The following is a 23,579-nucleotide window of genomic DNA, read 5'->3' on the forward strand; positions in this document are numbered from 1 at the left end:
CAGCCGAAGGCTGGTGGAGGGGGGCCTCCACACGGGACGTCGCTGGTGGAGAGCCCCCTCCACCCCCCGCTTCGCGGGCGGTCCCCCTCCCCGTGCCGGGGAGGATCTGAAGGTCCCCCCTCACGCCGCCGCCCGCACCGGGCCGGCGAGCAGGATCCGCTCGCCCTCCACCCGCACCGGCACCACCGGCGTGCAGCCGGCATCCTCTCCCAAGGCCGTGCCGGTTGCCAGCGCGATCCGCATGTTGTGGAGCGGGCAGGCCACCGCATGGCCATGCACGATCCCCGCACTCAGCGGCCCGCCCTTGTGCGGGCAGCGGTCGATCAGCGCGAAGACTTGGTCGTCATGGGTGCGGAACACCGCCACCGGCTCGCCGGCGAGCGTGAGCGTGCGGCTGCCCCGCAGCGGCAGGTCGGCGAGGGTGCCGATATCGATCCAGTCGGTCATCGTGTTCACTCCGCGGCGGCGAGAAGAGGCTGGTGGAGACCGGCATCGGCGCCCGCGACGCGCTCGGCCCAGGGGTCGTCCTGGCTGAAGGATTGCGAATGCCAGAAGCGCGCCGCCAGCGCGTCGCGCCCGGCCTCGTCCTCCACCACCCGCGCCTTCACATACGCAAGCCCCACCCGCTCGATCCACGGCGCGGTGCGCTCGAGATAGCGCGCCTCCTCGCGGTAGAGCTGCACGAAGGCGGCGGCGTAATGCATCGCCTCCGCCTCGGTACTCACCTTCACCAGCAGATCGGTCGCGCGGACATGGATGCCGCCATTGCCGCCGACATGGAGCTCATAGCCGGAGTCGACGCACACCACGCCGAAGTCCTTGATCGTCGCCTCGGCGCAGTTTCGCGGGCAGCCGGAGACCGCCATCTTGAACTTGTGCGGCATCCAGCTGCCCCAGAAGCCGCGCTCCAGCTTGATCCCCAGCCCGGTCGAATCCTGCGTGCCGAAGCGGCACCATTCGGAGCCGACACAGGTCTTCACCGTGCGCAGCGCCTTGGCATAGGCATGGCCCGAGACCATCCCCGCCGCGTTGAGATCGGCCCAGACGCCGGGCAGATCCTCCTTGCGGATGCCGAAGATGTCGAGCCGCTGGCCGCCGGTGACCTTCACCATCGGCGCGTTGTACTTCTCCACCACATCGGCGATCGCGCGCAGCTCGTTCGGGGTGGTCACCCCGCCCCACATGCGCGGCACCACCGAATAGGTGCCGTCCTTCTGGATGTTGGCGTGGAGCCGCTCGTTGACGAACCGGCTCTGCTGGTCGTCGAGATACTCGCCGGGCAGCGCGCAGAGCAGGTAGTAATTGAGCGCCGGGCGGCACGAGGAACAGCCGTCGGGCGTGGACCAGTGCAGCGTCTGCATCACTTGCGGGATGGCGCGCATGCCCTGCTCGACGATCGCGCGGCGTACCTCGTCATGGCCGTAGGTCGTGCATTTGCACATCGTCTTGGGGCCGCTCTGCACGCCCTCCTCGCCCAGCGCCAGCGCCAGCAACTGCTCGACGATGCCGGTGCACGATCCGCAGCTGGCCGAGGCCTTGCAGCCGGCGCGCACCGCATCGAGGCTGCACGCCCCGCCGTTGATCGTGGCAACCACCTGCCCCTTGGAAACGCCGTTGCAGCCGCAGATCTCGGCATCGTCCGAGAGCGCCGCAACGGCCGCCTTAGGGTCCAGCTGCCCCCCTCCCGAGGCGAAGGCCTGGCCGTAGATCAGCACGTCGCGGATCGGGGCGACGTCCTCGCCCTTCTTGAGCAGATCGAAATACCAGCCGCCGTCGCCGGTATCGCCGAACAGCACCGCGCCGATCACGCGGTCGTCCTTCAGCACCACCCGCTTGTAGATGCCGCGGGCGGCGTCGCGCAGGACGATGTCCTCGCAGCCCTCGCCGCCGGAGAAGTCGCCCGCCGAGAACACGTCGAGCCCGGCGACCTTGAGCTTGGTCGACGTGACCGAGCCGCGATAGGGATTGGCGCGCGCGACCAGCCCGTCGGCCAGACTGCGGCACATGTCCCACAAGGGCGCGACCAGACCGTAGCACTGCCCGTCATGCTCGACGCATTCGCCGACCGCGAGCACGTTCGCGTCGCTGGTGACCATATGGTCGTCGACCTGGATGCCGCGCCCCACCGCCAGCCCCGCCTCGCGGGCGAGCTTCACCGAGGGGCGGATGCCGACCGCCATCACCACCAGCTTGGCCGGGATGACGCGCCCGTCCTTGAGCTGCACGCCTTCGACCTTGCCGTCGCCGAGGATCGCGGCGGTGTCCGCGCCGGTGAGGATGGTCTGCCCGCGCGCCTCCAGCGCCGACTTGAGCAGCCACCCCGCCGCCTCGTCGAGCTGGCGCTCCATCAGCGTCGGCATCAAATGGAGCACGGTGACCTTCATGCCGCGCAGCGTGAGGCCGTGCGCCGCCTCCAGCCCGAGCAGCCCGCCGCCGATCACCACCGCCTCGCCGCCGCCTTCCGCCGCCGCCAGCATCGCGTCGACATCGGCCATGTCGCGGAAGCTGATGACGCCGGGCAGCTCGTGCCCCGGCACCGGAATGATGAACGGATCCGAACCGGTGGCGATCAGCAGCTTGTCATAGCCGGTAACGCGCCCCGATTTCGCCGTGACGGTGCGCGCGGCGCGGTCGATCGCCACCACCGGATCGCCGGCGACCAGCTCGATGCCGTGCTGCGCGTACCAGGCGTGGTCGTTGATCACGATCTCCTGGAACGACTTCTCGCCCGCCAGCACCGGCGACAGCATGATCCGGTTGTAGTTCACATGCGGCTCGGCGCCGAAGATGGTGACGCGGAAGCGCGTACCGTCGCGGGCGAGCAGTTCCTCCACCGCGCGGCAGCCAGCCATGCCGTTGCCGATGACGACGAGATGCTGGCGCGGTTCGGCCGATGCAGGCGCCGGGGCGACGCTGTCGTCGGCAAGGACCGCCGTGGCTTCGAGAAACTCCATCCGCTTCGCTCCAAAACCAAAAAAGCCGCCATCCGGCGCCCGGTCTTGTGAACCGAGCGCTGGATGGCGGCTTTGCCATCAACGGGACCACGTTCGCCCATCGGCGGGCTGGCGTGGCGATGTGGGGAAGGACAGCCTTGTCCTTCGCAGTGCAACATAAACCGATTCGGGAGGCGGCTCAAGCGATTCCGAGCATTGCCGCAACTTGGTTCCCCTCCTGCTCGCGGGAGGGGCTAGGGAAGGGACCGACGTGGAGGCTCTTTCGCTGCCGCCTTCACAGGGCCCAAGCCCTCCCCTACCCCGCCCCCTCCCGCAAGCGGGAGGGGAGCGCAGGCTTCATTCGCTCCCAGACCTCAGTACTTCCAGTCCGCCTGCAACCAGAACTTGCTGGTATCGGTGGCGAACCGGTCCGCCTCGTAGCGGGCGTAGCGGGCCGAGAGCTGCGTCTTCTTCACCTGCGCGGTGAGCAGCAGGTTCCACTCGTTGCCATAATGCTGGTCCAGGCGGTCGCTCTGGTAGCGGTGCCACACCGCCTGCAGCCCCAGCGCGTCGATCTTGCCCAGCTTCTTCCAGCCATAGCCACCGCCCGCGTAGAAATCGCGGACGCCATTGGGCGGGGTGACGGTCAGCTTGTCGGCCCAGCCCTGGAACTTGAACACGCTGCCGAGCGGCGTCTGGAAGCTGGTCAGCGCCGCGCCGGTATCCGCGCCGAGCACCTCATACCCCGCATTGAGCTGCCAGCTGCGGATCGTCAGCGTCGCATCGGCGAGCCAATAATCGGCCTGATAGCGGGTGGGATTGTGGTGATAGTCGGACTGGCGCGCCCAGCTCAGCTGATAGCCGAGCTTGACCTGCGGCGCGATCGCCCGGCTGCCGGCGAGGCGCGCGCCATAGCTCTGGTTGGAGAGGCGGAAGCCCTGCACCTCGGCCTCGTCCTGGTCGACCAGATAGGCAAAACCCGTCAGCGTGCCGACCGGCGTCGCCACGCCCAGATTGGCGAAAACATTGTTGCCGCCCACGCCCCGCTGCCGCGCGCCCCGCCCCTCGGTGCCCCAGATGGTGCGCACGTCCCAGGCATAGGTGAGGTCGAGCTTGACGCCCTTGGCCGGCACGATCTCGGTCCGTACGGCGTCATAGGTCTGGGCGTTGTTGCGAAATCCGGCGTTGCCGACGAAGCGCTCGTCATCGAGCATGATGCGCTGGCGACCCGCCGTGACGGTAAGAGGCTTGGTGCGATATTGCAGCTGCGCGCGGTAGATGGCGACATTCTCCGGGTCGCCGATGGTCGGCCGTGTCGCCACCCCGTGCAGGCCGTCATAATAGTCGCCGATCACGGCGAGATTGCCTTGCGCCTCGCCCAGCGCGACCCAGGGGCCGTGGCTGAGCTCGACGCCGGCACGGGCGCGGATCGTCACTGCATCGGCGGTATCGGCAATGCCGGCCTGGTCGACATGCTCGTAGCGCGTCCGCGCCTCGAGCAGCGGCTTGATCGCAATGTCCTGGGCGCAGGCCGGCCCGGCGGCGGCCAGCATGACAGCCGTGCTGATCCAGAAACGCATGCAGTCCCCCCTTTCATGCCAACGCGGCGGCGCTAGCCCCGGCAGCGCCGCCATCCCAGTTACAAATTATATCCGCGCGCCGCTCGTCCAGGTCGCCCGCCAGCGGCTTTTTACCAGGCGGAGCCCGACCAGTGCCACCAGCGCAAGCCCGGCGAAGATCAGAAAGCCCGGGGCGAAGCTGCCCGCCAGCTGCTTGGCGAGGCCTAGCGACGAGGCGAGGTAGAAGCCCCCGATCCCGCCGGCCATGCCGACCAGCCCGGTCATCACCCCGATCTCCGCCTGGAAACGCTGCGGCACCAGCTGGAAGACCGATCCGTTGCCGGTGCCCAGCGCCAGCATCGCGAGGACGAAACAGCCGAGCGCCGCGGGCAGCGTCGGTGCGACGCTCACGCCCGCCAGCGCGGCGGCGGCGACGAGGAGGACGCCGGTCAGTGCCTTTACCCCGCCGATCCGGTCGGCGAGCGCGCCCCCCAGCGGTCGCACCAGCGATCCGGCGAACACGCAGCCGGCGGTGCAATAGCCGGCGACGATGGTGCTCAGCTTGAACTGATCCGTGAAATAGATCGGCAGCGACGCCGCCAGCCCGACGAATCCGCCGAAGGTGACGGCGTAGAAGCCCATCAGCCACCAGGCATCGGCGGACTTGAGCGGGTGAAGATATTCGACCAGCGTCTTGGGCGCGGGCGGGTTGGGCGCGTCCTTGGCCATGGCAAGGTAGATCAGGAAGACGATGCCGAGCGGAATGCACGCCAGGCCCAGCACCGCGTTCCAGCCGAACAGCTTGGCGAGTGCGGGGGCGAACAGCGCGGCGAGCACGGTACCCGAATTGCCCATGCCGGCCAGGCCCATCGCCTTGCCCTGGTGCTCGGCCGGATACCAGCGGCTGGCGAGCGGCAGCGCGATCGCGAAGCTTGCGCCGGCAAAGCCGAGGATCACGCCCAGCGCCAGCGTGCCGCCGAAGCTGTTGACCCCCAGCAGCCAGGCCGAGAGCAAACCGCCGATCACGATCATCTGGCTGATCGCACCCGAGCGCTTCGGCCCGATGCGATCGACCAGCAGCCCGTTGACCACGCGCAGGACCGCGCCGGCGAGCGTCGGCGTCGCCACCATCAGCCCCTTCTGCGCGGCGGTGAGGTGCAGGGTCTTGGCGATCTCGGGCGCGAGCGGGCCGAGCAGCACCCACACCATGAAGGCGAGGTCGAAATAGAGGAAGGCCGCCACCAGCGTCGGCCAATGGCCGCTGCGCCAGAAGCTGCTCCCGTCCGCCTTGGCAGCCTGAATTGCCACCCGTTCCTCCAGAAATGCCGTTGCCATGCTGATTTCCCCAATGCCGATCTGAAAAGGACAAGAAAAAAGCCGCTCGCCGGACGTTCGCAGGGTGCGACATCCGGTCAGCGGCTTTGCTGCGTTCAGAGGGGAAGGATGCCCCGGCGTTGGGGCGGCCTCCCGATGGGCGCGCTTCCTTGCGCGACTCGGGGATGATCGCGCGGATTGGCGCGTGCTGCAAGTGCGAAGTTGTTCGCATCCCAGCCCCTCCCTTCAGGCAAAGGTTGGGGTGGGGCCAAGGGAGGCTAGCCTCGCGTGCCGCTAAACCCCGCCAGATACGCGTCCAGCCGTTCCGGATCGAACACGCGGCCATCGAAGAAACGATCGGGCCCGAGCGTCAACGCGCCGCGATGCGCCCCCACGCCGGTCGGCGCATCGACTGCCCCTTCCAGCTTCATGCTGGCGCCCGGCATCGGCTCGCCGCTCGCACCCAGCGCACGGCGATACACATCCGGACGAAACACCGCGGCCGCAGCCGCTTCGGCCGCCGGACTGGGGTCGGCCTGGTGCCAGCGGACGAGCTGCGAGTAGATCCACAAGGCCTGGCTGCGCCACGGGAACGCCGTCGCCTCGCGGTGGAACAGCAGGAAATCGGACTGGTCGATCGCCGGCAGCCCGGCCCGGGGGACCACCTGCCCCGCCAGCCCCGCCTCGATCAACTCGGACGGTTCGCCGACATAGTCGGGGCGTGACAGCAGCTCGGCCAGCGCGCCCCGGTTCGCGGGATCGTCGCACCAGCGCGCCGCCCCCGCCAGCGCGACCAGCAGCCGGTCGACGGTCTCGGCGTTGGCCTCCATCCAGTCGGTGCGCAGCGCCAGCACCTTCTCGACGCCGCGCTGCCATATCCGCGCGCCGATCGCCACCGCCTCGGCCAGCCCGTGCGCGATCGCTGCCGCCGGCCACGGATCGCCGGCGATGAAGCCGTCGATCTCGCCTAGCCGCATCGCCTCGACGGTGAGCGAGGGCGGCAGGACGCGCAGCACCACGTCGCGGTCCGGGTCGATGCCGACGCTGCCCAGCCAGTAGCGCAGCATCAGCGCGTGGCCGGAAAAGCGATGGACGATGCCGAGGATCGGCTTGCGGCGAAACAGCCCGATGGCGGTGGCGAAGTCGTGCCCCGTGCCCAGCGGATCGGCCAGGCGCGCGGCGAGGTCCGGCTCCAGGGCCGCGGCGAACTCGCCCGACATCACCAGCATGTTGCCGTTGCTGTTGAGCTTGAACGGTGCCGAGAGTGCCGCCGGCTGCTGGCTCAGCCCCAGCGTGACCGCCACCGCCAGCGGCGCCAGCATCTGTGCGGCCTGCACCTGGCCATAGACCAGCCGGTCGCGCAGCGTCGCCCAGCTGGTGGTGCGCACCAGCTCCAGATCGATTCCCTGGGCCTCGGCGAAGCCCTTCTCGCGGGCGGCGACGAGCACCGCGCTGTCGGTAAGCGGCAGGAAGGCGGCGCGCAGCGGCGTCATGCCGCACCGCCGCCGAGCAGGCTGCTCGCGGTGATTAGCGCCTCGGCCACGTCGACCAGCCGCCGCCCCTGGTTCATCGCCGTCGAGCGCAGCAGCGCATAGGCATCGGCTTCGTTCAGTCCGCGCTGTGCCATCAGTATCGCCTTGGCCTTGTCGATCGTCTTGCGGTTGGCGAGCGCGGTGCGCGCCTCGTCCAGTTCGCTCTGCATCCGGGAAAAGGCGTTGAACCGCCGCACCGCCAGGTCGAGGATCGGCTTCACCCGATCCTTGCGCAACCCATCGACGACATAGGCGGAGACGCCCGCATCGATCGCCGCGCCGATCATCGCCTCGTCGGACTGGTCGACGAACATCGCGATCGGCTTGGCAAGCGCGCGGCTGACGAACAACATCTCTTCCAGCGTGTCCCGGCTCGGGCTGCCCAGGTCCATCAGCACGACGTCGGGCGCCATCCGCTCGATCCGGGCGACGAACGCGCCGCGCGGCGGCACGAAGTGGATGTCGTCATAGCCGGCCTCGCGCAGCCCCTCTTCGAGGACCGATGCACGCGCCCCGCTGTCATCGACAATGACGATCCGCACCCCGATGCCTTTCGCAGTTGCAACAGCAAGTGGCAGCAAAGCGCGAGCGCGTCAAACGGGCGCCAGCGGGAGGCGAGCCGTTGCGAATGCTGGCCATGGGATCACATCGTCATCAGCATCGCGACTGAGGCGACGCCCATCACCAGGGTCGCGGCCCAGCCGCCGCGCATGAGCCAGGGGGACGCGGTGAACTTGCCCATGGTCCGGTGGCGCGAGGCGACGAGCATCATCGCGGCCATGATCGGCACCGCGATCACGCCGTTGACCACCGCGCTCCAGAACAGCGCCTTGATCGGATCGAGCGGCGACCAGTCGATCGCGATGCCGAGCACCGTCGCCGCGCCGATCACGGCATAGAAGCCCACCGCCTCGCGCGGCTTGTATTCGAGCCCGCAGTCCCAGCCCCGGCTCTCCGCCACCGCGAAGGCGGCCGATCCGGCGAGCACCGGCACGGCCAGGAACCCGGTGCCGACGATCCCGATCGCGAACAGCAGGAACGCGAACCGCCCCGCCACCGGCTGCAGCGCGCGGGCGGCATCGGCGGCGGTGTCGATCTGATCGTGCCCGGTCGCATGCAGCGTCGCGGCCGTCGCGATCATGATCGCCAGCGCGACGACGTTCGAAAACGCCATGCCCGCCCAGGTATCGACATTCATCCGCCGGAACTGGCGCCGGGCCTGCCACGGCGCGTCCTTGAGCGGCTCGGCGTGCTGGTCGCCATCGAGGTCCTCGACCTCCTGCGCGCTCTGCCAGAAGAACAGATAGGGGCTGATCGTGGTGCCGAACAAGGCGACGATGGTCACGATGGCCCCCGTGCCCTCGATCCGCGGCACGACAAGCCCGCGAACCACCTGCCCCCAGTCGAGCTTCACGAACAGCAGCACCGCGACATAGGCGAGCAGCGCCAGCGTCAGCCATTTGAGCAGCGTGGCATAGCGGCGATAGGGCACGAACAGCTGCAGCGTCAGCGACAGCAGCGCCAGGACGACCGTCAGGATGTGCGAGTCGATGCCGCTGACCATCTCCCCCGCCGCGCCCATCGCGGCGAGATCGGCGCCGATGTTGACCGTGTTGGCGAGAAACAGCAGCGCGACGAGCCCGGTGACCAGCCAGTGCGGCAGTAGCGCGCCCATGTTGCTCGCAAGCCCCTTGCCGGTCACCCGGCCGATCTGCGCGCTGATCAGCTGCACCGCGCTCATCAGCGGATAGGTGAGCAGCATCGTCCAGAGCAGCCCGAAGCCGAACTGCGCGCCCGCCTGCGAATAGGTGGCGATGCCGCTGGGATCGTCATCGGCCGCGCCGGTGACCAGCCCCGGACCCAGCTGGCCCAACAACGCTACTCTACGGAACCGCCGCCTGAACTTCATCGCTGTTCCTATCGACTCCGGGGGGCCCGACGCGGAGTGCGGTGTGCCGGAGCCGGCCTTGAATAGCAAAGCCTGTTCAACGAGATCGGCGAACCATGGCAGACACCGCGCCGGGCGTCGCCACGCATCGTCCAGGCTGATAGGGTGGTACGATGGCAGGGATTGCAGGGCAAAACGGCGCGCGCTTCAACAGGGGGGACATTGCTGCGGGCCTCGCTGTCGCCGCGCTGATGCTGCCGGAGGCGGTCGCCTATGCCGGGATCGCCGGACTTTCGCCGGCGCGGGGGCTGCTTGCCGGCGTGGTCGGCTGCCTTGCCTATCTGGCGCTTGGGCGCAGCCGGTTCGCGATCGTCTCGGCCACCTCGTCCTCGGCGGCGATCCTGGCGGCGGCGCTGGCAACCCTCGCGCCGCTCGGCGCGGATCGCGACGCGCTCGCCACGATCGTGATCCTGATGGTCGGCGCCGCCTTCCTGATCGCGGCGCTGCTGCGGCTGGGCGCGCTCGCCGCCTTCGTCTCGCGGCCGGTGCTGCGCGGCTTCGCCTTCGGGCTGGCGATCACCATCGTGCTGCGGCAGGTGCCGACGATGCTGGGGCTGCACGGGCTGGGCGGCGATGTGGCAACGCTTGCGCTCGGCCTGACCCGCGCGCTGCCGAGCACCAACCCGGCAAGCCTGGTGGCGGGCGGCGGGGCGCTGATCGGACTGTTCGTCCTTCGGAGATGGCCCACACTGCCCGGCGCGCTGATCGTGCTGTTCGCCGGGATCCTCGCCTCGCTGGCATTCGACCTGCCGGCGCACGGGGTCGCCATGGTCGGGCACATCGACATCGCGCTGGCGATGCCGCGCCTGCCGGACCTCGACGGCGGCCAGTTGATGCGGATCGCGCAGCTTACCGCGCCGCTGGTGCTGATCCTGTTCGCGGAGAGCTGGGGCACGATCCGCTCGCTGGCGCTGCGCCACGGCGACACGGTGCGGCCCGATCGCGAGCTGGCCGGGCTGGGCGTCGCCAATCTCGCCGCCGGGCTGGTGCAGGGCATGCCGGTCGGCGCGGGCTTTTCGGCCGGCTCGGCCAACGAGGCGGCGGGGGCGGCCACGCGCTGGGCCGCGGCGATCGCGGGCGTGACCCTCGCGATCCTGGTCGCGGTCGCCCGGCCGCTGATCGCGCATCTGCCCGAGCCGGTGCTCGCCGCTGTCGTCGTCGCCGCCCTCAGCCATGCGCTCGATCCGGCCCCGCTGGTGCGGCTGTTCCGGCTGCGGCGCGACATGCTGATCGGCACCGGCGCGGTGCTCGGCGTCCTGGCACTGGGCGTGGTCAACGGCATGCTGCTCGCGATCCTGCTCTCGATCGCCTCGTTCCTCCACCGCGCCTCGACCCCGGCCATCGCGCGGCTGGGCCAGCTGGGCGACAGCCACGACTTCGTCTCGCTCGAACGGCACCCGGAGGCGCGCGTGCCCGCCGGCATGGCGATCTGGCGGGCGGGCGAGCCGCTGTTCTTCGCCAATGCCGAGCGGGTGCTGAGCACCATGGCCGAACGAACGCCCGCCGACACCCGGATGGTGGTCGTCAGCCTGGAGGACAGTTTCGACCTCGACAGCACCGCGCTCGACGCGCTGATCGAGTTCGACCGGACGATGGCCGCGCGCGGCGCGCAGGTGCGGCTCGCCCGGGTCCGCGACCATCTGCGCGATCTGTTCCGCGCCGCCGATGCCCAGGCGCTGGCGGCACGCAGCTTCTACAGCGTCGCCGATGCGGCCGCCGGGCCCATTCCCCTGGAGGAACCCGTCGCATGAGACACGACTATCGCCCGCTGCTCACTCCCACCCCGATCAAGGCGCTGCGCCCGACGCAGATGACCGTCGGGCGACGCGAAGTCGCCGAGAAGCGCCGGCAATGGCGGGCGCGCTGCCTGGAGGAAGGGCCGGACTTTCTAGGGCGCCACATGATCCCGGTGGTCGTGGGTCCCAAGGGGCGGCCCTGGCTGGTCGACCATCACCATCTCGCCCTTGCCCTGCACGAGGAGGGCCAGGAGCATGTCCTCACCAGCGTGCTTGCCGATCTGTCGCATCTCGGCGCGCGCGAGTTCCTGACGTTCCTCGACAATCACAGCTGGCTGCACCCGTTCGATGCCGAGGGCGTGCGCCGCGACTATGCCAAGCTGCCGCGCCATATCGAGGATCTGCGCGACGATCCCTATCGCTCGCTCGCCGGCGCCGTGCTGGACGCGGGCGGCTATGCGAAGAGCCCGGCGCCCTTCGCCGAGTTCCTGTGGGCGGACTTCTTCCGACAGCGGATCGATGCCAGGCGGCTCGAGAAGGATTGGGAGGACGCCGTCGCCAGGGCCGTCCACCTCGCCCGCAAGCACAAGGCCAGGCATTTGCCGGGTTGGGCCGGCGCCCACGCCTGAACCGTCTCCTAGCCGCGCACCTGCAGGTCGACATGGATGCGGATCGCGTCGTGGCGCCAATATTCGCGGTCATATTCCACCACCGCGCCGTTGGCCGCGAAGCTGGTGCGGACGACGAGCAGCCCCGGCGTCCCCGTCTTCACCCCCAGCATCGACGCGATGTCGGCGGTCAGCGCGCAGGGGCGCATGTCGACGCGGTTGCGCTCGGCCTTGAGGCCGTACTGGGTGGTGAGGATCTGGGTGAGCGAGCCGTTGAGGTCGTGCTCGCCCAGCCCCGGCGCCAGCGCGGGGTCGACCATGATCCGCTCGATCAGCACCGCGCGCCCGTCGATCGAGCGGCGGCGGGTCAGCAGATGGAGCGGCGTGCCCGGCGCGCGGCGGAAGATGTCCGCCACCGCCGAGGGCGCGGCGACGCTCTCGATCGCCAGCGTCTCGGTGGCGGGCACCCGCTGCTGCTCGACGACATAGGTCATGAAGCCGGCCCAGCGGGTGGGGTCATAGGTCACCGGCGGCGGCGATACATACCAGCCGCTGCGATCGCGGCGGTAGATCAGCCCTTCGGCCTCGAGCTGCGACAGCGCCTCGCGGATCGTGCCGCGGGCGGTGCCGGTATCGGTCTGCATCTGGCGCTCGGACGGCAGCCGCGCGCCGGCGGGCAGCTTGCCGAGATCGATGGCGTTCGCGATCTGGTCGCGCAGCGCCAGATATTGCGGGCGATCCTCCGCGCCGCGCGCGGCACCCAGCAACGAAATTCCGGAGGGCATGGGGTGGGTAGGTCCTCGCGCGAGCAGCCGAGCCCCCCGATTGGCAGCGCCCGCGCACCCGCGTCAAGCACGGCGTGGGCGGCGGGAGCGGCGCCTGCACGCCGCCCCCGCCCGCCCGATCAGAAGTTGACGTTGGTCCGCAGAATGAAGGTGCGGCCCGGCTCCATATAATCCTTCTGGTAGCTCGGATTGTCGCCCTTGGTCGTGTAATAGCGCCAGTCGTTCAGCAGGTTGGCGACGTCGAAATCGACCGCCACCCGGCGCGTGATGTTGTAGCGCGAGTGGAAATCGACGCTGCGATTGTGCTGCACCCACTTGTCGACGGCGTTGTCGCGCAGATCCTCGATATATTTGCCGCGATAATTGTACGAGAGCTTCATCTCCAGCCCGTATTTCTGGTAGGTGATCGCCGCGTTGTAGAGCAGGTGCGGCGTGTTGACGAACCGCATCTTGGCGCCGTTGCGATAGGCCTGGCCGCTGTCCGCCGCGCTGTGCTGGACGGTCAGGTTGCCCTCGACACCGAAGCCGTCGAACGGTGCCGCCAGCCCCTGGAGCTGCTTGATCACGCCGAGTTCGACGCCGTACACCTCGGCGGTCTTGCCGTTCTGCGGCTGGGTGATCTCGATCGTGCCGTTGCGCGTGTCGGCGTTGATCTGGTTGCCGTTGGTGAAGATGAAGTTGCGGATGTGCTTGTAATAGCCCGCCAGCGACAACTGGCTGGAGGCATCCGGATACCATTCGAGCGAAATGTCGGCGTTGGTCGATTTCGCCGGCTTCAGATCCGGATTGCCGCGGCTGATCGAGAGGATCTGCTTGGTCACCGGATCGCGGCCGATCGACTGGCCGCTCGACAGATAGCCATATTCGGGCGGCGAATAGCCGGTCCACAAGGCGGCACGGTACACGTGCTTGTCATCGGGGCGCCAGTTGGCGGTCACGCTCGGCAGGAACACGGTATAGCCGCGCGAGGTGCTGGCGAAGCCGCTGTTCGCCCCGTCGTCGGACCAGAAGCGGTTGTAGGTCTCGCGATGCTCGACGCGGCCGCCGGCGACGATGTCGATCGCGCCGGTCTTGAAGTCGGCAAGCGCGTAGCCCGAGGTGATCGTCTCGCGCCCGCTGCGGTCGTCACGCAGCAGATCGGTGCCGCTGGAAACATTGCCGGGCTGCGCCTTGATCGCGGCGTTGATCGCGGCGACCACCGCGTCGCGGCCGAGCACCGGGCCGTAATAATATTCGCCGCCGAGGATGCTGTTGACCGTCTTCTGGATCAGCCCCGAGGCCGCGAGCGACTTGCCGTCGAGCGCCGTCCCGCTGAAGTCCCCGCTCCACACCGGCGTCGAATCATAGCTGCGGCTGGAGCGCAGCCACTTGGCGCCGACCTGGACATGATCGAGCACCCCGCCGACATCGTAGCGCGCATCGAGCTTGGCCGCCCAGCGATTGTCGGTCTGCTTCCAGCGGTCGAGGCTGGCGCCGTCGAGCGGCAGCAGCGAGGGATCGCGCTCCACATTGGCGGCGAAGGCCGGCAGGCTGGCATGCGGGAAGCGCGGATCGCGCGAGACCCAGTCGATGCCGGTCGCGTTCAGCGGATAGCTGCACACGTCGCAATTATAGCTGACACTGTAATGGTCCGGCGATTCCTGGCTGCCGGTGCTGTAGCTTAGGTCATAGGTCAGCTTCAGCTTGTGGAGCGTGCTGGTGCCGCCCACCTGCACGGTCGCCAGATACTGGGTATTGTCCTGCGTCTCGAAGCTGCGCGCGAACTGGAACACCTTGGGGTTCCACACACCCGACCGGCCGTTCAGCGACCAATATTGCTTCGAATTGCGGTCCGCGTCGGTGATGCGGCCGTCGCCGTCGACGTCGACGATCTGCGCGGGCGTATAGCCGTAGATGTTGCCGAGCTTCGGATCCCTGCCGATGATCATGTCTTCGGGCTGGCGCAGGCTGGTGTCCTCGGGGTTCACCTGGGTCAGCCGCGCGCTCTTGCGGTTGCGATAGTCGGTATAGTCGTTAGTGCCGGTCTTCTCGGCATGGGCATATTGGCCGCGCAGATAGAGCTGGGTGGTGTCGCCGTGCCAGTCGAGCGAGGCGTTGCCGCCCCAGCGGGTCTGCTGGAACCGGCGATAGTCGAGGTCGATGCCCGGCAGGTGCATGTTGGTCTGCGAGATCGTCTCGGTGGAATTCTTGCGCCAGACATAGGGCTCCCACTCGCCGTCATTCTCGGTTTCCTGGCTGTTGCCATGGGTGACGCCGTAATTGCCGGAGACGAAGATGCCGAAGCGATCGTCGGCGAAGCGCCGGCCGAAATCGAGCTGCCCCTGGTAGAGCGCGGCATTCTCGCCGGAAGTGCGGGCATAGCTGTTGAAGCCGCCGCTCAGCCAGGCGCGCAGCACCTGTCCGGTCTTGAAATCGAACGCGGTGGGCGTGCGGAAGTTGATCGAGCCGCCGATCGCGTCGCCGTCCTGATCGGGCGTCAGCGTCTTGGTCACGCGGATCTCGGCGAGGCCGTTGGGCGGCAGCAGGTTGAGCGAGACGTCGCGGCTGCCACTATCGGTCTGGGCGACGCGGACGCCGTTGATCGACACCGCATTATAGGTGCCGGAAAGCCCGCGGATGGTGACATACTGGCCCTCGCCGGTCTCCTGGTTGACGATCACGCTGAGGCCGGGAACGCGGGCGAGCGCGTCGGCAACGGTCGCGTCGGGGATCTTGCCGAGATCGTCGGCGCTGATCACTTCCACCACCGAAGTGGCGGTGCGCTTGGCGGCGATCGCGGCCTGGGTGCTGAGCAGCTGGCCGTTGACGACGATCTCGGACTCGCCGTCCTGCTGCTGTTGCTGGGCCCAGGCGGTAGCGGGCGTGAGCGCCGCCAGCATCGTGCCGGCGAGCACCAGCCGGCGGATGCGCTGCGTGCGAATGGTCTGTTGCATGCTTTCCCCCTCGTCGTTGCCGACGATTCCTCACTGCATCGCCGTTCGGGCCGAGCAGGCGCACGCCTCCCCCACGCCCGGCGGGGGCCGGACGGCAAGGGAGTTGGCAATGCACACGCTACGGGCGCAGACCGGGCTGGCGACGTCTCCCGGGCGGCATCTGGTATAAACCAGATTCGAATGACGCAGCGGTTACAGCGTGACGGAAATTCCGCCTTTGAGCGCCAAGAGATTGATCAGGCGCAACGTTTTTCCGTTTGCGCGCCTCAGGCCGGCGCAGACTCGGAAGGCGCAGGCGCCGCGAGCGCTTCGAGCAGCGGGCGGTAGGACTCCAGCGGTGCCACCGGGCAGCCAATGCGCTTGCCCCAGTCGTCGAAGCGGCGGAGCAGCAGCGCGTCCTCGAAGAACGGCTCGCGTTCGAACGCCGCCACCTCCGCCGGACCCATCGGGCCGCCCTGCACCTTCAGGCTCAGCAGCGAGGCGGCACTGAGGCCGGCGACATAGTCCGGATTCACCGCGCACAGATAGCGCTTCGCGGCGACATGGAGCCGCACCGGCTCGGTGACTTGCGCCGGAAAGGCACGCGAAAGCGCCGCTGCACCGGTTTCCTCGTGCAGCGCATCGCTGCCCTCCAGCTCGGCAGCATTGCCGTCGGGATCGAGCATCCGGCCGATATCGTGGAGCAGCGCCGCCGCGATCATCGTGTCCGCACATCCCTGCTCTGCGGCAAGCTGCGCGCATTGCAGCGCATGCTGAAGCTGCGAGACATTCTCGCCATAATGCGCCTCGCCGTGCCGGGCGAACGCCTCGAAAACCTGCGCAACCACCGGGTTCGACCGCACCATGAAGGCTCCTTCTCGGGCGGGCACCTCCCCCGCCTGTCGTCAAACTGTAGCGATATTGGACTATACCAGTTCCACTAGCTTGGTTCGGGGAGGAAGGGAACCATGAATTCGATCCATCGCCGCGATCTGCTGAAGGCGGGAAGTGCCGGCGGCCTGGCATCGCTCTGGCCGGGGCTGATCGATCGCGCGCTGGCGATTCCCGCCGCCGGCCGTACCGGCACGCTCCGCGACGTGCGCCACATCGTCGTCCACATGCAGGAGAACCGGTCGTTCGATCATTATCTCGGCATGCTGAACGGCGTGCGCGGCTTCGGCGATCCGCGCCCGCTGCGGCTGCCCGGCGGGCGCAGCGTCTGGGCGCAGCCCTCGACCGAGCATCCCGACGGCCATGTCCTCCCCTATCACGGCGATTCGCACACCAGCCGATCGTTCAAGGTCGACGGTGCCGACCAGTCGCATGTCGAGAACATGCATATCTTCAACCGGGGCCGCTATGACCGCTGGGGCCATACCGGCGAGCTGCACAACCGCCTGCTCCATTACGGCCCGGGCGACCTGCCTTTCTATTACGCGCTCGCCGACGCCTTCACCGTATGCGACGCCTATCACTGTTCGACGATGACGCAGACCTACCCCAACCGCCTGCACCTGTTCAGCGGGTGCAACGGCGGCGGCGCGGTGGGCGGCGATCCGCAGATGCACAATTACGGCGAGGACGAGACACCCAGCGCCGACATGGCGCAGGACCAGCCGCTCCGCGCCGACGCCTATCGCTGGACCACCTATGCCGAGCGGCTGCAGGCGGCCGGCGTTCGCTGGAAGGTCTATCAGGAATACGACAATTTCGGCGACAATCTGCTCTCGGTGTTCCCGCCCTTCCGCCCTTGCGCCAAGGATTCCCCGCTCTACCAGCGTGGCCGTTCCTGGGTGAGCGAGCATAAGGACGGCCCAGACCGCACCCGCTCGGACGGCGAGCAGCTGGTCGAGGCGTTCCGCCGCGATGTCGCCGCCGGCACGCTGCCGCAGGTCTCGTGGATCGTCACCGCCGCCGACCTCTCCGAACACCCGACCGCCGAGCCGGCCAAGGGCGAGCACGTCACCGCCAAGCTGATCGAGGCGCTGGTCGATCATCCGGCGGTGTTCGCCAGCACCGTGTTCCTGCTCGTCTATGACGAGGCGGGCGGCTTCTTCGATCACATGCCGCCGCCCGTGCCGCCGGTGGGGCGCTATCGCGGCCATTCGACCGTGCCGGTCGACGGCGAGGCCAAGGATTATGCCGGCAAGGCCCAGGCCGGCGACGAGGCGCATCCGATCGGCCTCGGCATCCGCACGCCCGCCATCATCGTCTCGCCATGGAGCCGGGGCGGGCAGGTCTGCTCGCAGTTGTTCGACCACACCTCGGTGCTGCAGTTCATGGAACGCTGCTTCGGCGTGGCCGAGCCGAACATCAGCGCCTGGCGCCGATCAGTGTGCGGCGACCTGACCAGCGCCTTCAATTTCGCCCGCCCGGACGCGCCGCCTCCATCAAGCACCCTCCCCGCCACCGACGATTTCCGCGCGCGCGTCGCCCGCTCGCACGCCGGCGTGGCGAATGCGATCCCCGCTACGCAGGCGCCGACCGCGCAGATGCCCGGCCAGCGCCCGCACCGGCCGCTGCCCTATGCGGTGGACGTGCTCGCGAGCATCACGGCGGAAGGGCAATTGCGGCTGGACTTCGTCAATCAAGGCAAGATCGGCGCGACCTTTACGGTCCACGACAATCACGACCTTGCCGAACCCTGGCATTTCACCATCGGCGCGGGTGATCGTCACGCCGCCAGGGACTGGCGCGCCGATACGCCTCACGACCTCACCCTTCGCGGCCCGAACGGCTTCTGGCGGCGGCTGGCGGGCGGGCAGACGCCGATGCTGGACGTCGCGCTCGTCCAGCTGCCCGCGCGCGGCACCGCCGAACTGGTGCTGCGCAATCGCGGCACCGCGCCGATCACGGCGACGATCGCGATGGACCCGCGCTACCCCGTTGCCGGCGAACGGCACCGCGCGCTGGCGATCGCGCCGGGCGCGACCGTGCGCGACGCCTGGCCGCTCGCCGTCTCGGATCATTGGTATGATCTGCATGTCGCCATAACAGGCGATCCCGCGTTCCTCCGTCGCTTCGCCGGCAAGATCGAAACCGGCCGCCCCGGCCGCACCGATCCCGGCATCGGCGCGATGGAGCTGACGGCATGACTGCGCTGTCACAAAGGCGTCGCGCGCGGCCGCCACAGAAGCGCTCATGACACGGGGAATCGGCATGCAGGCGAACGAAATCGATCGGACCGGAGCAGCGCGCTCGAGCCTTACGCTGTTCCTCGGCGGGCTGGCGGCGTTCGGCGCCTATTTCGCGATGTACGCTTTCCGCAAGCCGTTCGCCGCGGCGACCTATGCCGATGTCGCCGGCTGGCATTTCGCCATCGACTACAAGTCGGCGCTGCTGATCGCCCAGGTGCTCGGCTATGCGCTGTCGAAGCTGGTCGGCGTACGGATCATCGCCGAGGCCGGGCGCCATGGCCGCGCGCGGATGATCCTGATGCTGATCGGCCTGTCCTGGCTGGCGCTGCTTGCCTTCGCGCTGATCCCCGCGCCGTGGAACGTCGCCTGCCTGTTCCTCAACGGCCTGCCGCTGGGGCTGATCTGGGGACTGGTGTTCAGCTATGTCGAGGGCCGGCGGGTGTCCGAACTGCTCGGCTCGATGCTCTGCGCCAGCTTCATCCTGTCCTCGGGCGTGGTGAAGTCGGCGGCGGTGCTGCTGATGCAGGCGGGGGTCGCTGAGCGGTGGATGCCGGCCACTACCGGCCTCGCCTTCGTGCCGCTGCTGCTGATCGCCCTGTGGCAGCTCGAGCGCCTGCCGCCGCCCGATGCGCGCGACGAGGCCGAACGCGTCGTCCGCGTGCCGATGCGCGCCGCCGATCGTGCCGCCTTCCTACGGTCGCATGGCGGCACGCTGGCGCTGCTGATCACCGGCTATGTGCTGCTCACCGCGCTGCGCGACATCCGTGACAATTTCGCCGCCGAGATCTGGACGGCGCTCGGCTATGGCGGCGAGGCGTCGGTCTTCTCCGCCAGCGAACTGCCCGTCGCGGTGGTGACGCTGGGCGCGCTGGCCCTGCTCGCGCTGGTGCGCGACAATCTCCGCGCGCTTTTGGCGATGCACGGCATCATCCTGCTCGGCGCGGCGCTGCTCGGCCTCTCGACCCTCGCCTTCCAGGCCGGGCTGCTCGCGCCCCTGCCCTGGATGATCATCACCGGCGCCGGGCTCTATTTCGCCTATACCCCGTTCAACGCGATGCTGTTCGACCGGATGATCGCGACGATCGGCACCGCCGCCAATGCCGGTTTCCTGATCTACATCGCCGATGCCTCGGGCTATGTCGGCAGCGTCGCGCTGCTGCTGGTGCGCAGCCTCGGCGCGCCGGCGATGCAGTGGCTGCCCTTCTTCGTCACCTGCAGCTATGCGACCGCGCTCGCGGTCACGCTGTTCACCCTCGTCTCGGCGCTGCATTTCCTGCGCGCGCGCCCCCGTGGAGCGTCCCATGTCCCGGCATGATCTCGTCATCGTCGGCGCCGGTATCGTCGGCCTTGCCCATGCGCTGGCCGCCGCCCGCCGCGGCCGGCGGGTGCTGGTGCTCGATCGCGACGCCGCCGCCAACGGCGCGTCGATTCGCAATTTCGGCTTCGTCACGGTTACGGGGCAGGGGGCGGGGCGCGTCTGGCAGCTGGCGATGCGCAGCGCGCGGATCTGGGCCGAGGTCGCGCCCGCCGCCGGCATCTCGATCCTCCAGCGCGGCCTGCTGCTCGCCGCCCACCGGGCCGAGGCGGAAGCGGTGCTCGATGCCTTTGCCGAAACCGAGATGGGCCGCGACTGCCGCCGCCTCGCCGCCGCCGAGATCGCCGCCGACTGGCCGATGCTGGTGCCGCCGCGCGCCGCGCTGTGGAGCCCGCACGACCTGCGCGTCGAATCGCGCGAGGCGATCCCCCGCCTCGCCGCCTGGCTGGCGGCCGAGCACGGCGTGACCTTCGCCTTCGGCACGGCGGTCCACGCGGTCGAGTCCGGCCGGATCGAGACGAGCCGGGGCACCGTGCATGCCGACCAGGTGATCGTCTGCCCGGGCGACGACTGGTCGACGCTGTTTCCCGCACTCTATGCCGAAGCCGGCATCACCCGGTGCAAGCTGCAGATGCTCCGGCTCGCGGCGCCGGGCTGGCGGCTCCCCTCGCCGGTGATGGGCGATCTCAGCATGGTCCGCTATCTCGGCTATGCCGCGCTGCCCCAAGCCGCTGCGCTCCGCACCCGGCTGGAGGCCGAGCCCGAGGCCGCCGCCGCGCTGGCCGACGGCATCCACCTGATCGCGGTGCAGAGCGCCGATGGCAGCCTCGTCGTCGGCGACAGCCATCACTACGCGCCGACGCCCGATCCCTTCGCCTCGGACGCGGTCGATGCCCGCATCCTTGCCGCCTATGCCGAGCTGCTCGGCAACCCGCCGGCGGTGATCGCGCGCTGGACCGGCACCTATGCTTCGGCGAGCGGCCACAGCATCGTCCGCACCCCCGCGCCCGAGGCGCGGCTGGTGGTGGTGACCAGCGGCACCGGCGCCTCGACGGCGTTCGCGCTGGCCGAAGAGACACTCGACGAAATGATGGGGGACGATTCGTGACGCAGCCGCTCAAGGCCGTGGTGTTCGACTGGGCCGGGACGATGATCGATTTCGGCAGCCGCGCGCCGGTGGTGGCGCTGTGCCGTGCCTTCGCGGCCGAAGGCATGACGATCGAGGAGGGCGAAGCCCGCGCCGACATGGGAATGGCCAAGCGCGACCATATCCGCGCGCTGCTCGCCCAGCCCCGCGTCGCCGCGGCATGGGCCGCGCAGCACGGCGCCGCCCCCGCCGAGGCCGATGGCGACCGCATCTTCGCCGCGATCGAGCCGATGATGCGCGAGGCCGCGCGCGACTGCGCCGATCTGATCCCCGGTGCGGCCGAGGTCGCGATCTGGCTGCAGGCGGCGGGCGTGCCGGTAGGCTCGTGCACCGGCTATACCCGCGCGATGATGGCGGACATCGTGCCGCGCGCCGCCGAACAGGGCTATCGGCCGGACCTGCTGGTCTGCGCGGGCGAGACCGCGATGGGCCGCCCCTCGCCGCTGATGCTGTGGAAGAATCTGGTCGAGTTCGGCGCCTGGCCGGCCGAGGCCTGCGTCAAGGTCGACGACGCCCCCGTCGGCATCGCGGAGGGCCGCGCGGCCGGCGTGTGGACGATCGGCGTCGCGGCGAGCGGCAACGGCGTCGGCCTATCCGCCGCTGCGCTGGCCGCGCTGCCGGAGGAGGAGCGCGCCGCCCGGATCGCCGCCTCGGGCGGGGCGCTGCGGGCGGCGGGCGCGCATCTGGTGATCGACACCGTCGCCGACCTGCCGGAGGCGCTCCGCCGGCTGGAACTGACCGTCCCCGGCGCCGCCTGACCGGCGCGACGCCGCGATTGACGGCGGCCACCGGGCAGCTAGCATGCGGCGTCTTTTGTCCTGGGGGATGTTCATGCGTTCTTGTTTTCTTCGCGCCGCGGCGCTGCTCGCGGCGGCATCGCTCGCCCCCGCCGCCCATGCCCAGGGCCATCCCCAGGCCGAGGCGCAGGCGATGGAGCTGCTCAAGCGCGGCATCGCCTTCCGCACCGTCGCCGGGCCGGGCAACCAGACGCCCGCCTATGCCGCCTATCTGAAGCAGGCGCTGGTCGCCGGCGGCTTTGCCGACAGCGATGTCGAGATCGTGCCGATGGGCGACACCGCCTATCTCGTCGCGCGCTATCGCGGCACCGGCAAGGCCAAGGGCGGCGCCAAGCCGCTGCTGATCTCCGGCCACATGGACGTGGTGGAGGCCAAGCCCGCGGACTGGACGCGCGATCCGTTCACCGCGGTGGTCGAGAATGGCTATGTCTATGGCCGCGGCGCCACCGACATGAAATATGACGTGTCGACCATCGTCGCCACGCTGATCGACCTCAAGCGCACCGGCTTCAAGCCCGGCCGCGACATCGTGCTGCTGCTCTCCGGCGACGAGGAGACGATGATGCGCACCGGCGCCGCCCAGGCCGATCGCTTCGCCGATGCCGAGCTGCTGCTCAACATCGACGGCGGCGGCGGCCGGCTGGACGAGGCGGGCAAGCCGCTGACTTTCGGCGTCGACGGCGCCGAGAAGACCTATGCCGATTACGCGCTGACCTTCACCAACCCGGGCGGCCATTCCTCTGCGCCGCGCAAGGACAATGCGATCTACGCGCTCGCCCATGCGCTGGAGAAGATCGAGGCGTACCAGTTCCCCGGCCAGGTGAACGAGATCACCCGCGCCAGCTGGACCGCCGCCGCCGCGCAGGCCGAGCCCGCGCGGGCGGCGATGATCCGCCGCTTCCTCGCCAACCAGGCCGATCCGGAAGCGCTCGCCGCGCTGCGCGCCGAGCCGGGGCTGGTCGGCCAGACCGGCACGACCTGCGTCGCGACGATGGCGAGCGCCGGCCACGCCACCAACGCGCTGCCCCAGCGCGCCACGGCCAACGTCAACTGCCGCATCTTCCCGGGCACGCCGGTGGAAGAGGTGCGCAAGACGCTGGAGCGCGTCGTCGGCGATCCCGGCCTGCAGATCCGCACGCTCGACAGCGGCAGCATCGCCAGCCCCGCCTCGCCGCTGCGGCCGGACGTGATGAAGGCGGTGACCGACGCCGTCCATGCCCGCTTCCCCGGCGTGCCGGTGGTGCCGGCGATGACCTCGGGCGCCAGCGATTCGATGTGGTTCCGCGCCAAGGGGGTGCCGAGCTACGCGGTGAGCCCCAAGTTCATGAAGGACAGCGACGATTTCTCGCACGGCCTCAACGAACGCACGCCGGTGAGCGAGATCGCGCCCTCGATCACCTATTATCGCAGCCTGCTCACCGCCCTCGCCCGCTAGAGCCAGCCGAGCGCGCGAAAGCTGACTGCGCCGCCGCGCGCGAGGATCAGGTGATCGACCAGCCGCACCTCCACCGGCTCCAGCGCGTGGAGCAGGCGGCGGGTGGCGGTGCGGTCGCCGCGGCTCGGGCGCGGATCGCCGCTCGGATGGTTGTGCGCCATCACCACGCCCGCCGCATCGAAGGCGAGCGCATCGGCGACGATCTGGCGCAGCGGCAGGTCCAGCGCATCGGCGTAATCGCCGGAGACGTGCCGCATCCCGAGCAACCGCCCGTCGCCCGCCAGATAGGCGAACCCGGCCGTTTCCGTCCGCGCCTCCGCCAATTGGCCGAACAGTGCGCGGGCGGCGGCAAAGTCGCGGATGCAAGGCATGGCGTGGAGGGTCTGCATGGGATCAGCCTGCCACCTCCGCCCACCCGTCC

18 protein-coding genes are annotated in these 23,579 nt (G+C 69.4%); 7 read left to right on the forward strand and 11 right to left on the reverse strand.

What is annotated here, in order from left to right; genetic code table 11:
• Positions 1-120: 120 nt before the first annotated feature.
• From nirD to QZ814_RS11870, 7 genes are all read right to left on the reverse strand, one after another.
• Positions 121-447, reverse strand: coding sequence for a nitrite reductase small subunit NirD (gene nirD, locus QZ814_RS11840; protein ID WP_294332374.1), 327 nt, complete (start codon positions 445-447; stop codon positions 121-123).
• A 5-nt stretch (positions 448-452) separates the two neighbouring features.
• Positions 453-2,954, reverse strand: a complete 2,502-nt coding sequence (nirB, locus tag QZ814_RS11845; protein WP_294332376.1) for a nitrite reductase large subunit NirB — start codon at positions 2,952-2,954, stop codon at positions 453-455.
• A gap of 353 nt (positions 2,955-3,307) precedes the next feature.
• Entirely contained in the window at positions 3,308-4,513 is a 1,206-nt protein-coding gene (locus QZ814_RS11850) for a hypothetical protein (RefSeq protein WP_294332378.1), read from the reverse strand.
• A gap of 66 nt (positions 4,514-4,579) precedes the next feature.
• Positions 4,580-5,827: a nitrate/nitrite transporter gene (locus QZ814_RS11855; protein ID WP_294332380.1), complete on the reverse strand. Its 1,248-nt coding sequence runs from the start codon at positions 5,825-5,827 to the stop codon at positions 4,580-4,582.
• Positions 5,828-6,084: 257 nt separating this feature from the next.
• Entirely contained in the window at positions 6,085-7,299 is a 1,215-nt protein-coding gene (locus tag QZ814_RS11860; protein ID WP_294332382.1) for a CmpA/NrtA family ABC transporter substrate-binding protein, read from the reverse strand.
• Positions 7,296-7,880, reverse strand: coding sequence for an ANTAR domain-containing protein (locus QZ814_RS11865; RefSeq protein ID WP_294332384.1), 585 nt, complete (start codon positions 7,878-7,880; stop codon positions 7,296-7,298). Before QZ814_RS11865 ends, QZ814_RS11860 begins: the two co-directional genes overlap by 4 nt.
• Positions 7,881-7,981: 101 nt before the next feature.
• Positions 7,982-9,247: a divalent metal cation transporter gene (locus QZ814_RS11870; RefSeq protein ID WP_294332386.1), complete on the reverse strand. Its 1,266-nt coding sequence runs from the start codon at positions 9,245-9,247 to the stop codon at positions 7,982-7,984.
• Between the two features lie 152 nt (positions 9,248-9,399).
• Between QZ814_RS11870 and QZ814_RS11875 the strand changes: the two genes are divergently transcribed.
• Positions 9,400-11,037, forward strand: a complete 1,638-nt coding sequence (locus tag QZ814_RS11875; RefSeq protein WP_294332389.1) for a SulP family inorganic anion transporter — start codon at positions 9,400-9,402, stop codon at positions 11,035-11,037.
• Positions 11,034-11,651, forward strand: a complete 618-nt coding sequence (locus QZ814_RS11880) for a ParB-like protein (protein ID WP_294332392.1) — start codon at positions 11,034-11,036, stop codon at positions 11,649-11,651. The genes QZ814_RS11875 and QZ814_RS11880 overlap by 4 nt, the downstream gene beginning before the upstream one ends.
• Positions 11,652-11,659: 8 nt before the next feature.
• On the opposite strand, the gene QZ814_RS11885 is transcribed toward QZ814_RS11880, so the two are convergent.
• From QZ814_RS11885 to QZ814_RS11895, 3 genes are all read right to left on the reverse strand, one after another.
• Positions 11,660-12,415 carry a UTRA domain-containing protein gene (locus QZ814_RS11885; protein WP_294332395.1) on the reverse strand — a complete coding sequence of 252 codons (756 nt, stop codon included), beginning with the start codon at positions 12,413-12,415 and terminating at the stop codon, positions 11,660-11,662.
• A gap of 119 nt (positions 12,416-12,534) precedes the next feature.
• Entirely contained in the window at positions 12,535-15,348 is a 2,814-nt protein-coding gene (locus QZ814_RS11890) for a TonB-dependent receptor (RefSeq protein ID WP_294332398.1), read from the reverse strand.
• Between the two features lie 266 nt (positions 15,349-15,614).
• A complete protein-coding gene (locus QZ814_RS11895) occupies positions 15,615-16,193 on the reverse strand; it encodes an HD domain-containing protein (RefSeq protein WP_294332400.1) in 579 nt (192 codons plus the stop codon).
• A gap of 102 nt (positions 16,194-16,295) precedes the next feature.
• Between QZ814_RS11895 and QZ814_RS11900 the strand changes: the two genes are divergently transcribed.
• From QZ814_RS11900 to QZ814_RS11920, 5 genes are all read left to right on the forward strand, one after another.
• Positions 16,296-18,422 carry a phosphocholine-specific phospholipase C gene (locus QZ814_RS11900; protein WP_294332403.1) on the forward strand — a complete coding sequence of 709 codons (2,127 nt, stop codon included), beginning with the start codon at positions 16,296-16,298 and terminating at the stop codon, positions 18,420-18,422.
• 64 nt (positions 18,423-18,486) lie between these two features.
• Positions 18,487-19,779: a DUF5690 family protein gene (locus QZ814_RS11905; RefSeq protein ID WP_294332405.1), complete on the forward strand. Its 1,293-nt coding sequence runs from the start codon at positions 18,487-18,489 to the stop codon at positions 19,777-19,779.
• Positions 19,766-20,887, forward strand: a complete 1,122-nt coding sequence (locus tag QZ814_RS11910) for a TIGR03364 family FAD-dependent oxidoreductase (protein ID WP_294332408.1) — start codon at positions 19,766-19,768, stop codon at positions 20,885-20,887. Before QZ814_RS11905 ends, QZ814_RS11910 begins: the two co-directional genes overlap by 14 nt.
• The gene (phnX, locus tag QZ814_RS11915) at positions 20,884-21,684 is read left to right on the forward strand and encodes a phosphonoacetaldehyde hydrolase (RefSeq protein ID WP_294332410.1); all 801 of its coding nucleotides are present in this window, start codon (positions 20,884-20,886) and stop codon (positions 21,682-21,684) included. The genes QZ814_RS11910 and phnX overlap by 4 nt, the downstream gene beginning before the upstream one ends.
• A gap of 73 nt (positions 21,685-21,757) precedes the next feature.
• Positions 21,758-23,158: a M20/M25/M40 family metallo-hydrolase gene (locus tag QZ814_RS11920; protein ID WP_294332413.1), complete on the forward strand. Its 1,401-nt coding sequence runs from the start codon at positions 21,758-21,760 to the stop codon at positions 23,156-23,158.
• Here QZ814_RS11920 and QZ814_RS11925 read toward each other — a convergent pair.
• Positions 23,155-23,547 carry a JAB domain-containing protein gene (locus QZ814_RS11925; protein WP_294332415.1) on the reverse strand — a complete coding sequence of 131 codons (393 nt, stop codon included), beginning with the start codon at positions 23,545-23,547 and terminating at the stop codon, positions 23,155-23,157. The genes QZ814_RS11920 and QZ814_RS11925 overlap by 4 nt on opposite strands.
• Positions 23,548-23,579 lie beyond the last annotated feature (32 nt).

Source organism: uncultured Sphingomonas sp., assembly GCF_913777625.1.
In the GTDB taxonomy this organism is placed as follows: Bacteria; Pseudomonadota; Alphaproteobacteria; order Sphingomonadales; family Sphingomonadaceae; genus Sphingomonas.